Raw genomic sequence first — 13157 nt, 5'->3', positions numbered from 1 at the left:
GAACCTCAACTTTCTTCTACTCTTTATATAAAAACTATTTTATATGACCTATTCTATTGAACGGGTAATATCTCCAACCAACAACCCCTTCAATCTGCGTTCGATTTATTAATCCCATACTGCGACTATCGTTGGAGTGACTTCTGTTATCACCCAAGACAAAATATTTATCCATAGGAATTTCGTTTTGTCCCTCCAAAATCATCGCAACTCCATCAGTTACATTTATTTCTTCATACTCTTCAACTTTGTTTGTTAAATAGCTGATACGCAAAGAATTCCCTTTTAAGTCAAGCTTATCGCCTGGCATCCCGATTACACGTTTTACATAAGACTCTTGAGGATTATCCATCGGTTCAAGTGTTATAATAGTGAATCGTTTTGGTACTCTACCTTTCCATACCAAAATCTTATCGCCATCATTTAGTGTAGGAAGCATGGAATTACCACTGACTTGATGTGTTCTCAAGAAAACAAAAAATAGAATAGATATCAAGATCAATACTAAAATAATACTTCTTTTTTTCCAATTCACTATGGCTAGTTGTTTTTTTATAGCCCCTTTTTTTTCATTATCTATTTCCCCACATCTAAAAAGCTTGCATTTGATGAAAAGGCATGACCTTCATTTTTACTACCCCGATAATATCTTTTTCATCTATATAACCAAAATCTCGACTATCGGTAGCATATGGTCGATTATCACCTAATACAAAATATTTTCCCTTTGGAATTTGTTGATCCTTTGTTATTTCTTGTAATGTGAAATCTTCAGTGAATTCAGCATTCCCTTTACCTCTTTTATTCAAAACCTCAACTAAAAAACGTTCTGGAATTCTTTTATCCTCCACAAATAATTGATCTTCTTTATAATAAAATCGCTCTTCTGGCAGTCCTATAATCCTTCTGACAGCCAACTCTTTACTTGTTGCATCTCGATAATACACTAAAGAAAAACGTTTCACTTTGCTCAATTTATTTACAAATACGCGATCTTGATCCATTAAAGTATTCAACATAGAATATCCTTCAATCTTTGGTAAAGAAAAAGTTAACTGCTTCACTATGATCAACAAACTAAATGTAATCAGAATAGTCAAGCCAAGTTCGTTAAGTAGTTGTTTCAGTTTTCTTTTACGCTTCTTCTTTTTATTTACCGGTCGCTTATATGATAATTGTCTTTTTTTTATGTGCTGCTGTTTTCTTTTTTTTCTGGCAACAATTGACTCATCGCCCTTTTTTTTTCTCGGTCTTTCCTTTACTGAAGGAACTGTCCGTCTTTTTTTTTAGGATTATTTTTTCCCTGGGTCACATCATCACCTCTGGAAAATCACTATTTTTTCTGCTTCAAGGCAGATTCATTTATCCCAAACAATTTGAAAATATTTTTTTGATTTGTTTGTAATTGTTTAATGGTCTTTTGATAGGTCTCAATATATTCTGTCGTCGCTATTTTTTCTCGATTGGCATTACTAAGATTAGCTCCCAATTCCCTAATCTTTGTGTAATAGCGATTCAAGCTTTTTTGACGATCCAGCGATAAACCACCAAATGCTTTATTATTTCCATAGGTTACTAAAAGAGAGCTTACTTCTCTAATTCTTTCTTCGATCGCTTCCGCACTCGCACCCTCTTGCGCACTTGTCAATTGTTTATCAACTTCTTCAATTAAGAAGTAGCTTTGAACAATGATATTGGCATCTTCATTTTCCAAAGTAGTTTGTTGATAATACCTTGAGTAAGCTGCTCCTCCAGCCATAATAAGCATCAATAAAAATAGAAGTATCACTCTTCTAAAATGTTTTTTCATTGCTTTATGTGTCTTATTGATTACTTTTTTTAGTTTTTTACGTTTACGCTTATCTTTTATTTTTTTTGTTTTTAAGGTAGTATATTTTGTTCTCATTTGAATTGCGAAAACTAAGGATAATATGCTGAAGAGGAAAAAGAGAATAGCACACGATAGTAATGCAATAAATGCCCAATCTAAAATGCTCACTGCACCGTTCCTCCTTGATTTATGTTATTTCTTCTTTTTCTTTCTCTTCTTCACTTTTTGTTTCTTTTTCATCACACGAATAACAACAAATATAATAATTACAACAATAAAGATACCTCCGACAATCAAACCAATTATTTTCCAATCAATTCCACGTTCTTGAACTAAGGTAACATCTTGTCCATTATACTTATCCGCTTCTTTTTGTGTGATCGTAAAATCATCCGTCCATTCCCATTTTTTATCTTTACTTTTAACTAAAATATGGCCTGTATAATCTCCCGCTTCCATTCTTTCCCCATTCATTTCTACAGGAAAATCTATTTTTGAATTTGGTGCCATACGCATTTCGGTTTTTGTCGTATCATAGAGTACCTCATCAGAACCTTTTTTCGTTACTTGAAGATCAATACTCATATTCTCTAAAAATGCCGCCTCTGTATTTGAAAAATTCACGTAAACAGCATTACGATAATTCGTTAAACCTGCGTAGAATTTGTTAAACTTCACATCCGGTTGAACAGGCGTTTCGGTTTCTCTTAAAACCATTCCTACGACAAACGCATATCGATTAACAATTTGTTGCTCCTTTTGTTCCTTTTTCTTTGTTTCCTCTGTAGGAATCACTTGCATTTGGATACCACCTGTGATGATACCATCATAACTTTCAGCTGGCATGTCAATGTCTAAATTCAATGGAGCTGTTTCTTTCGCTGGAATTGTTACTTTTCCAGGTCCTTTTACAATATCCTTAAAATCATATTTTAAGGAAGCATCCTTCTCTAATTTCGATGAGCCAAACTCCAACACACCATTTGCGTTAGTTTTTGCGCTATTTAACAATATTTCAATATCTATAGATTTGTCCGAAATGTTTTGAAGTTCAATTTGTACTGTTTGTTTTTGACTTGGCGTCATTTTTAAATCAAAATAGTTCGCATAGCCATTCTGATTTTCAGGACGAACTATCCTGTAGTTAAAATTCCCTGTCTCCTCATTAGCATGAGTGACTTGGGGATAGAAGGCTATACCTAGTATGTATATGATAAGAGTACTAAAAATAATATGTTTACATTTTTTCATTCTTTCTCTACCTTTCACTAAGAACAAAGATAAGAGCATCACTACTCTTATCTTTGATTTCAATAATTTTTTAGATTAATTCTTGTACAGTCTTTGCTACAATTATTATTCTCCTGCAGGTGCTGTTGGTATATTATTCATTTTCCAAGTGATACCGCCTGTGTAAGCTGTCTCCGCAAATAATTCTGAATTATCTTGGACAGTTAATTTAATAGATTTTTCTGAATCTGTAGCGTTACCTTGTTCTGCCATGTTTCCAAAAATAATCTTGTAATTCCCACGACCTTGATTTACGTTTGTATTGTCTAGAATTGTTGTTGCATTACCAAATGTAACAGGATTTGTAGAAATTGGAGCAGTTGGTGTTAAGTCACTTTCTGCACCTTTAGTATCTTCATTGTAAATAGTTCCGTTTAAGAAGCTTAATTCTGCTCCAGTAAGTTCTGTAGTTTTACCTTGAAACACTGCATGCAATTGTTCTGTGATTTCAGCAGTAATTTGATATCTGTGGTCAACTGTTGAACGGTCATCGACAAATGAAATATAGTTTTCTACAGTTTTCTCTTCCCCACCCGTAAGTCCTAAAATAGCATTTTTTGCAAAGAAGTAACGGCTAGTACCAGATGCTGCTGAATTATCTTTACCAAAGTTTAACGGTGTTCCAGCTCTCAGACCGAAAGTTCCGGCATCAGTTGATACTAATCCAGAAGTAATTGTTGCATCCTCACCATTTGAATTTGTTGTAGTATTTGTAGTACCGCTACCAGTATTTTTAGTAAATTGGATATCCATTCCTGCTTGTGGTAATGCATTCCCTGGTTCATCCGCTTTCGTTACTGATGGTAAAGCAATTGATACTCCTAAAGCTGCTAATAAAGCTGCTCCGCATAATTTGTGTGTTAATTTCATTTGTGTTTCCTCCTAAAGATTTTTTTATTTATGGTAGCTCGGAAATAATCCAAGTTAGCACCGTAGTGTAAGTTCCTGGTTCTTTTTTAGTTGCCCCCGGGATAGACAATTTTATTGCACTATTTGTATATATTTGCTTGCCAAGTGACGAATCCATAACGGGCTTTCCGTTATCATCTATCATTGGTACAAGAGTGGGATCATTTTCATTTTTATTTTGATCAGAAGCTCCAAATATAATCGACCACGTACCGCCGCCATTACCAAGATCAGCTTCTGCTATATTGTACGTTTCACCAACATTGGTTAAACGGATAATTTCTTTAGAAACATGTGGCGCATATTCAGGGCTTTTTTTTGAATTCGTCCATGACTTATCAAAAGAAAGCACAGCTCCGTCTAAAGCAATTCCTGCCTTTTCCGTATGGGTAAATTGTTTTTCTTGACGTAGCTGTAGCAACCAGCCAGTAGGATTAGTACGATAATCTGATACTTGAATGAAGTTTCCTCTTGCTGGAATCAGCTTATCTTTAAACAACTGAGCTTTTACGGTGTAATCACTATCGCTATCCGTTACCTCTCCACTGCTAAATGATAATTTCGGTGCGAAATCAATTCGTAATCTTTCTTTTGAAGCCGTATTGGGCTCACCTGCTACTGTTACGTCAGGATTTTCAGGATCTTTAATGCCATCCCCCTCATCCTCTCGGCCAGAAAAACCAACCTCCATATCTGGAGAAAGTCCTTCAGCATAGACAGCATTTCCCAACAGCATTCCAAGGGAACTACTTAATAGGAGCATTGATAAAACAACATTCATTCTTACTTTCTTTTTCACTGTTTTATAGCTCCTTCCCTTGTGTACTTTTTGATTTTTTTCTCAGGAATAACCTATATAAACATATTCCAATAACCAAAAGAATACCGCTGATTGATACACTCATCGTTATTAACTCACCCGTCGAAGGTAAACGCCCTACTGGTTTCTTCACTTTTGGTGGCTCTGAAGTCGACTTGGTCGGTTCCGTTGTTGGTTCCGTTGTTGGTTCCGTTGAATTATCGCGAATAACGATGTCTCCATTTGTTTGAACACTTTCAGCCTGCGCAATAGAGGAAGTTCCCCAGAAAAAGGCACTTATGACTACTAAGGAAAAGAGAACCTTGATATAACTACTTCGTTTCATCTTTTTAACGTCCTTCCTTATCATCATGGTGTCTCACCTAACTCGAATAGAATTTCACCATGGTACTTCCCTAAAGCGTTCACTGCACCGGGTGCAATTTCCAACTTAAATCCGTCACCCTCTGAACTCCAATCCTTACTAACATCGTATTCTCCAGATTTTACGTTTTGAACAACTTTTAATGCCTGATTGTTTAAAATCGTTTCTGTATCACCTGATTTATAGCGAACTGCATTTCTAAGTGTGGTTTTTCCATCCTCGTTTAACAATTCTTCTGTCAGCTTCACTTTTAGTGACCATCCTGGAGATTTAGCCCTAGTATCAGAAACAATGAGTGGCATTCCCACTACTTTAGGATCATCTATACGGATTTTCTTATAAGAAGAAACCTCCAATCCAAAATCAAACGATTCTGGTGAAGAAACATACGTTAATCGACCTTTAAATTTAAACTCTGCTATCGTTGTATCAGGCTTAAATTCAACAACACCAGGAGCTGGTAAAATTTGCTCATATTTTTTCTTCAACTTCTCAATTACATCTTGTACTGATTTTTCTTTTGATAAATCGATTGTCGTACCAATTTCTTGTGTAAACGTTAGCTCATCCGCAATCTGCGGTGTATCAGCACTCTCGTCAATAAATTTCACAATGACTTGTGACTCCAGTGTGACCAGTGTTTCTGCTGGCGTTTTTGTCGAAACGTCTATGGTACCATCTGCAAGATAACCTGCTTTAAAATTAGCTGTTTGCGAGATTACATCATTTGCTGTTGCAGTTGAAGCCACTTTCGCATCGAATTCGATCGTTGACTCATGATTAAAAGCAATTCCATCTGTTGGTGAGGTTGCTGTGATTTTACGAGTTGCTTCATCATACGTGATTGAATCATTAGGAATCTCTACATTCTCTTTTGATTTCCAAGTAAAGTTGGTTGGATTTTCCAACTTCGAATCTAGTACCTCTGTAATTTTTAGTGAATTGTAGTTTCTCGATGAACGATATTTAAATACGTATTCATCGGGTGATGTTGTATCAAAGGTAACAGGATAACTTTCTTGTCCATCACTTATCACATACCCTGGAATTACTTTCGCTTTGACTGAATAATTTGGTATATACTTATCTCTTCCTAGATAGGTTACATCATCTGAAATGGGTTGATCATTTTCATCCACATATCGGACTTTCTTTTGTACAAGCATATCAAGAGTCGCTTTAAAGCCACTTATTTTAATCACAATATCGTCATCACTAACTGTGCCTTTTGCATTAGAAGTGACTGTTGCTGCAATACCATCGAACCCTTCAACAGCTGGTATCTCACTAAAATCATAGCTTGATCCCTTTTTCATCGTATAGGTACTGTCTGTTCTGATTTTTTGTCCCAAATCATCCCAGTATTCAACAGATATTGTTCTTGTGTCTAAGTCCTTAGGTGTTTCTTGTACAGACCCAATGTTCAATTTATAATGTAGGGTTTCGCCTGGTTGTGCTTTGGCTTTATCTACTGATTTTTCAAGCGTTACATTCGGCGTCACTTTTTCATACACATAATCGACATTCTTTTCTGTATTTGTAAAATTATCCGTTCCATCCACTTCTTTAGGAGACTTTAAATTATAGCCTTCAATAGTAGGTGCACTGTAGGTAACAGACTCCCCTAAAAATCCTAATTTAGTTTGTGATGCTTGTAAGCTTTTGCCTAAATCGTCTTTGTAATTTATAGTGATTTTCTTCAAATTGATATGGCCAAAAGCAATATTTGAATCTAACTCTATTAAATTACCCGAATCAACTCCACCAGCATTGGCATATTTCAACTTCATCTGGAAAGGAATCGTCAATTGCCCCGTTGCGTTATTCTGATACTTCTTATACGCATCATTCGTTTTATTAAGCGTTGTTTTAATATCAATACGTAACTGATCTGTTTTATTAACTAAAGTATCCGTGTATGCAGGGAGTGCCACCAATGTAAATTTTTGCGGATTTTTTGGATCTAAGGCTGAGATAAAATTGGTAGTGATATTCTTGTTATCTTTGTCATAAACCTGAATATCTGATTTGATAAAGCTCATACTGTCATCTACAGTCCCCTCAAATGCAAGGCTTGTCAACTTCCCTATTGATGCTCGATATGGTATTGGTTGAATCAGTGATGATGTAATCACTTCATCCTCTAAATTACCATCGACATCTGACACAAGACTGGGTGTTTCTAACTCAAACATGGCTTCTGGCACCTCTAACTGCGACATATTGATTGCTGTACCGCCAGTGTAGTACTGAATATCAAGAGAATCCACATTGCTATATCCTATGGTAAAAAAACGTGTAAAGTCGTCGTCTGCCACATTTGAATCTTCTGGTGAAATCATCGTTATCTGCTCAGAAGTGAAATTGGCTGTGTCCGTTAAAATTCCGTTATCATTTCTCGCTGAGATATAGTCAAACTTCCCACTACCCGTTGGCGTTACTTTCATCCATTCGGTATAATCGATATCATTAAAAGTCACATGTCCTGAATCCATTTTGACTGGCTCTCCAGTCTCGTGATCAATAAAACTCATCCTAAAGATAGGCTCCGTATTCTTTGAACTTGCTACAGCAAACGCTAGATGGACTGTCCCCATCCCCGCTGTTAGAGTCTTGTTCGTTCCAACCGTCACTGTTTCAGTTGTAGATTTCACAGGCCCGATATCTGCATATTCTAATTTAAGATCAATCCAACGACCGTTTTTGATTCCCATATGAGTGCCGAGTAAATAGTACCCAACGTCAGTTTGCTTAAGAGAATCATACGGTGGCCAAGATCCGGGCTTTATAAGTTCTTCGGCTCTTCCAGGTCTTTTTCTATACAAATCTGTTAAAGCAGTGATTTTCGGCTGAAAAGAGTACTTATTGGGAAAACTTTCTGCTACACCAGGAATCATAGATTTATACAAATCTGGTCGTGTCGGTCCAAAAATAGCCAGTGGCGCACTTGGTTTTGCTCCCCAGGCACCCCTCAACTCAGGTTTTAAAGGAGAATTTTTTTCTGTCTTTTTCTCAGAATCACTTGTTGATACCGACGTTTCCTTCGTCGGAATTTCTTTTGCTTTGATACTGTTATTACTTGCAAGGAAACCCCAACTTACCAACATTATTGAAGCTGCAACTGTGCTCCATAATACTTTTTTCTTCATTTCCTTTTCCTCCTTTCTTAAAAATTTAGTCTCTTCATTGGTACGTTTTCTCCCCCAATGAGCTACTTTTTATTTATTTCAACTTTCAAATTATATTTAATTTAAAAGAAGAAAGCTCAAATTAAATTTATACTTTATATTTACAAAACAATTTAATAAACAAACAATCAACAAATATTATGATATATTATTTAACTCATCTTTTCTTTCAACATCGTCAGAGGAAGAAGAACTATTTGAAACGAAACCCCTTATTTACTGCTAGATAATCTTATTTTTGAAAACTCTCTTCCTATATAACTATTACCGATTTAAAAACAAGACACTCTGTCTAAATACTCAACATATAGCCTTTCGAACGGACTGTTTTTATATATTCAGGTTTTTTAATATTTTTTTCAACTTTACTTCTTAAATGATACACAACGTTCGCTACACGATATTGTTTGTTTTCTAATAAATCGTCATTCCAAATTTTTTGGTAAATGGTTTCATAGCTAACCGCTGTATTTGGTGTTTTTAAAAGAACTTCTATTATTTTATATTCAAGTTTCGTTAAAACAACTTCTTTTCCTCCATCTATAAAAACACTAATGTTACTAGGATTTAATTCGAATATATCTTTCTTGCCAAAAGATGTTTTTGTAGAAGAGCTTTCTACTTTCTTTTGACCCATTCGAGATAGCGCATTATCCATGATCAATTCGATTTCTTTCACTTCTTTATGGGCGCCAAATACTGCATCTGCCCCTAACTGTAAATAAACAAGCTTCCCTACTGAATTTTCTGTTGCAGTAGCAATCCAGATATAGCAGTCTGATTTCTTTTTGATTTTAAAAATCAAATCACAAATAGTGCTTAAATCTGACGTTTCTTCTTCTCGCATAAATACCGCATGTACTTTATCGATCTCTTCAATATTCTCGTCTAGATCAACTACATTATATTTTTTTCTTAATGCGTCATAATCAATCATGTTCTCTGCTGGTTCGTTTGGATAAAGTATTCCTATGTTATACATCTTAGTATTCTCTCCTATTCAACGTTAGATAGACATTATTTATATTTCATTTTCGTATCTATTTTATATTCATTATGATAAATCATTTTGATTTATATTGTTTTCAACATATTCAGAGGGGTCGGAGCTAATTGAAATTTCATCTGAAAATCATTCAAAATAGACCTTACAAGCTTCCTAAAAGAGTTTATGTTATTATACGTATGTATTTACGCAATACATGAATCGTTAAAGGAGCTGTTAGGCTATGGAATCGCTCTTCATGAAGAAAAATGAAGCCCTTCGCTTTGAGTTATTAAAACAACTTCTCTATGCCCAAAACGGAGCAACTACTCAGGAAATGATGAAAAAATTTACTATTTCTAGCAAAACTTTTTATCGATATAAACAAAAACTTACCGATGATCTCAATAGTGTATTCACTCAGAAACAAGTGAAAATACGCAAGAGAAAACTCGTTTATACTGTTGAGTTAGCAGATTCGCTAACTTTCAGTTATGTGATTGATTCAATGAGACTCTACTATATTAAGAATTCCCAGAAATTTTCGATTTTAGCAGCTCTTTAAAAAGACATTATGTATCCGTTGAAGCACTCGCTCAAGATCTAAATCTAAGCCCTTCCCATGTCTATTCGAATTTGAAAAGTTTAAAAGCGATGTTAGCGCCTTTTCAATTAAAAATATCGTTCTCAGCTACGCTTTATCAGACGAATATCATTGGGGAAGAAAAAAATATTCGTGTGCTAGGCTTTATTCTGTTTTGGATCGTTTTTAAAGGAGTGGAATGGCCATTTGAAAAAACACCAAGTGCTTTCCAGATCCTTCCAATAGCTGTAAATGATGATCGACTATCTTTCTCACAAAAAAATAGAGTCAGATACTTTCAAAATGTTACTTTTTGGCGTGTCCTTTATAGGAAGGAACGTTTATCTCTATCTAACGAATTTATGATCTATCTGAATTTTTTCGAACAAACAGCTCCTACACATCTATTTTCAGAATTGAAACAAGTCGATTTAGAGTCCATCGATAAACAAAGCGAAGCCTATTTCTTTGGGTTTTTATCACGGTTTCTTGTCGCAAATATTGATTTGGATGAAGAAAAACAGAATATCGCACAACATTTTATTAACTCTGAACTTCCACTCGCTCTCTTGACCACAAAAATCTTAAATAAATTATTAGCATCATACAATATAAGACTCACAAGCGATAATTATCTAAAAAATTATTATTTATTAATCATAAATTTATTATATATTCGCTATATTGGTGTCGATTTTAGACGTTTTCTAGTAAATGACTCCAGTGAGTCGAAAGCAAAATGGTTTTCTCCAAATGAAGCTTCTTATCGATTATTCGTAACAGATTCCTTAGTCTCTGAGCCCCTATTAAAAAAATATATGAAGCCAGGTTTTATCTCTTTGATGGCTAAATTTTTTCATTCTATTTTGAAAAGTGCTGAAAAAGAAGCTAAGTTACTGATTTTTATTCAACATTCGCCTAATAATTTTATTTATGATTTTGTTAAGAATAACTTATTGATTATTTTTGGCGATTCGACATTAGATTTTACGTTTGATTCTGATAAAGCGGACATCATTATTTCTGACTCCTTTGAATCGGAACGAACAAATGCAAAAACATTCCATTTTGAGTATTCTCATGATCCTGACACTTGGAATGCCTTGATTTTATTTATAAGTGGTAAAATTTATTCACTTCATAATCCGCAATTCAAGTACTAATGACCTACTCATTTTTTACTAGTAGCGTTCTTTCGTAGTAAAGCATTAAAATCTTTTCTTCTATTTCTTCTAGCAACAGAGAAAAATCAAAGCTGTTTGAAAAAGATGAAATAAAGATTACTTTCGCTTCTGGCTCCGCTTGTTTTAGCTGAACATCCGTCACAATAATATCTGGGGACGCGCTTTTATTTTCTACAAATTCAACTTTGTCGCTAAAAATCAAATTGATTTTTTGACGTATAATCGGCTCTACGAATATTTTAGAGTTCCGAATCAAGATTTTCACTTTCGGAAAGTCCATTTGTAGGAATTTCGTTAAAAGTGTATAGACTACTAAATAGACATAATCTATCAATGTTTCTTGATTGATAGATTTTTTGATTGATTCAAAAAACAGGCTATATTCTGTCTCTTCAATCAATTCATGCATAAGATTTTTAATGCTCAACTGAATTTTTTGTTCAGCTGTGTCCGCATAATAAAAACTTTTTTCATCGTAAATGTAATAGAACATTCTTGGATCAACAAAGCTAGTCTCAAATAACAAGTGCATCATATCTATTTCTTTCCTTATCTCCCAATAAATCGATGAATTCGTCACTCCTTGAAAAAAAGTAGCCATTATTTTATTCGTTAATAGATTACTGTACTTCGTAAACTGAAAATTCGTTTCATTGAAATATTTAGGATATTCTTCAATTTCAAATGCTTCTTCATGTGATAATCGTTCTTTATACATTAAAAATAATACTGAACTCGTCTCATCCCATGACTGTTGTTCCGTTCTCTTCTTATGTAAGTGAAAGTAGTCAAATAATAACTTTGTATAAAAACCCTCCTGAAATTGTTCCGATAACTTCGATAGAATACTTTTCTCTATATATTTTTTATGCCCAAAACGAACATTACAAATATAAAGCAATAAGCATAATTTCCCTTTTTTAATACTATCGATCTTGTCCCACTCTTTTATATTGCTACTTAGGTAATCATTTATCTCTACATAGCTATCTGTATCGAATGCCCAGCTGTTTAAAGCATTTGAAAAAAATAGAAAAAAGAAATTACGGATTCTTAATTCATCGCCTTCTATCTCATTTGTTCGCGTTAAACTTAATTCACATCGACTCAATATTTTCTTAAGTCTTCTTCTATGACGAGAGAATGTCGCCGGGCTTATAAATTCTATATCACAAAAAGTGATGGCGTCGATCCTATTCATCAAAAAAAGATGTTTGATCATTTTATACAAAATAGAATGTTTTAAATGTTTGTTACTAATACTCACTATATCTAAATTATTTGCATATACACCTTGCATTGTTTGATTAGTGTAATATACTTCAAATTGCTCTTTCGAAACATCTAATTCTTGTTCAAACTGCTTAATAATCATTGAAACGGTTTTTTTTGAAAGTTTAGTTGCTTTTCCTATCTCTGATAAGCTCACTTCCTTTCTTTGATTATCTACATAACTTAAAACACTTATACGTCTATCATAAACATCGTCCAAAAAAATACGCACATCTATTCACCTTCTTTTTATGGTTTTCATTTCTTTTTCCAACATTTTCGACATCTTTATTATCATAACTGTTTCTTATTTTTCGTTTTTTCCTTTTCTTCCACTTGTTAAGAAGTTTTTGAAATAACATTAGTTAATAATATAATATTTTTATTTTTTTATTTACTTTGTTACGTCCTTTTTTTCGACAAAAAAAAGAATGGTTATTTATCGAAATCCATATTTTATCGATATAAACCTATAAGAACCCATCTATGTAGGTGTTTTGCGCGCGTTCTTTTTCACGATCATCAGAATATTTCAAACTCTTTTTTATTCGTATTTTTCTTTAAAAAGTTATATTTATATTATAAAATTCACATATTCAATTCTTCATTCTCTCTATAAAATGCTTAATTCACTAAATAAATAATTCTAAAAAAATTATTAAATGAAGAACACCCTCGCTCATTTAGCCTTCACTTCTTATATATATGACTTTTACTCTATTTTTCTTTTT

At 33.9% G+C, this 13157-nt stretch carries 12 protein-coding genes; 2 read left to right on the top strand and 10 right to left on the bottom strand.

Features of this window, described 5'->3' with window-relative positions; all coding sequences use genetic code 11:
* Positions 1–34 precede the first annotated feature (34 nt).
* The 9 genes from lepB (AC1PU0_RS01650) to AC1PU0_RS01610 form a co-directional block, all read right to left on the bottom strand.
* Positions 35–535 carry a signal peptidase I gene (gene lepB / locus AC1PU0_RS01650; protein WP_479998650.1) on the bottom strand — a complete coding sequence of 167 codons (501 nt, stop codon included), beginning with the start codon at positions 533–535 and terminating at the stop codon, positions 35–37.
* Positions 536–590: 55 nt separating this feature from the next.
* Positions 591–1100, bottom strand: a complete 510-nt coding sequence (gene lepB / locus AC1PU0_RS01645) for a signal peptidase I (RefSeq protein WP_277989330.1) — start codon at positions 1098–1100, stop codon at positions 591–593.
* Positions 1101–1333: 233 nt separating this feature from the next.
* On the bottom strand, positions 1334–1999 hold the full coding sequence (locus tag AC1PU0_RS01640; protein WP_206848265.1) for a hypothetical protein: 666 nt from the start codon (positions 1997–1999) through the stop codon (positions 1334–1336).
* A gap of 24 nt (positions 2000–2023) precedes the next feature.
* Positions 2024–3082, bottom strand: coding sequence for a WxLIP family cell surface protein (locus AC1PU0_RS01635; protein WP_206848264.1), 1059 nt, complete (start codon positions 3080–3082; stop codon positions 2024–2026).
* 105 nt (positions 3083–3187) lie between these two features.
* Positions 3188–3991 (bottom strand): WxL domain-containing protein, encoded by an 804-nt coding sequence (locus AC1PU0_RS01630; protein WP_206848263.1) that lies wholly within the window; start codon positions 3989–3991, stop codon positions 3188–3190.
* 28 nt (positions 3992–4019) lie between these two features.
* Positions 4020–4829, bottom strand: a complete 810-nt coding sequence (locus AC1PU0_RS01625; protein ID WP_340689564.1) for a WxL domain-containing protein — start codon at positions 4827–4829, stop codon at positions 4020–4022.
* 4 nt (positions 4830–4833) lie between these two features.
* Positions 4834–5175, bottom strand: a complete 342-nt coding sequence (locus AC1PU0_RS01620) for an LPXTG cell wall anchor domain-containing protein (protein WP_206848262.1) — start codon at positions 5173–5175, stop codon at positions 4834–4836.
* 23 nt (positions 5176–5198) lie between these two features.
* Positions 5199–8363 (bottom strand): MucBP domain-containing protein, encoded by a 3165-nt coding sequence (locus AC1PU0_RS01615; RefSeq protein WP_206848261.1) that lies wholly within the window; start codon positions 8361–8363, stop codon positions 5199–5201.
* A gap of 331 nt (positions 8364–8694) precedes the next feature.
* The gene (locus AC1PU0_RS01610; protein WP_111248082.1) at positions 8695–9384 is read right to left on the bottom strand and encodes a winged helix-turn-helix domain-containing protein; all 690 of its coding nucleotides are present in this window, start codon (positions 9382–9384) and stop codon (positions 8695–8697) included.
* Positions 9385–9646: 262 nt separating this feature from the next.
* On the opposite strand from AC1PU0_RS01610, the gene AC1PU0_RS01605 reads away from it, so the two are divergent.
* Both AC1PU0_RS01605 and AC1PU0_RS01600 read left to right on the top strand, forming a co-directional pair.
* Positions 9647–9952: a helix-turn-helix domain-containing protein gene (locus AC1PU0_RS01605; protein WP_479998649.1), complete on the top strand. Its 306-nt coding sequence runs from the start codon at positions 9647–9649 to the stop codon at positions 9950–9952.
* Between the two features lie 89 nt (positions 9953–10041).
* Entirely contained in the window at positions 10042–11133 is a 1092-nt protein-coding gene (locus tag AC1PU0_RS01600; RefSeq protein ID WP_479998648.1) for a helix-turn-helix domain-containing protein, read from the top strand.
* A gap of 4 nt (positions 11134–11137) precedes the next feature.
* Here AC1PU0_RS01600 and AC1PU0_RS01595 read toward each other — a convergent pair whose 3' ends face one another.
* Positions 11138–12658 carry a helix-turn-helix domain-containing protein gene (locus AC1PU0_RS01595; protein WP_206848259.1) on the bottom strand — a complete coding sequence of 507 codons (1521 nt, stop codon included), beginning with the start codon at positions 12656–12658 and terminating at the stop codon, positions 11138–11140.
* Between the last annotated feature and the right edge of the window lie 499 nt (positions 12659–13157).

The sequence above is a fragment of the Enterococcus sp. XAF26B05_ASV22 genome (assembly GCF_056727285.1).
This window is presented reverse-complemented; position numbering and strand designations above follow the sequence as displayed.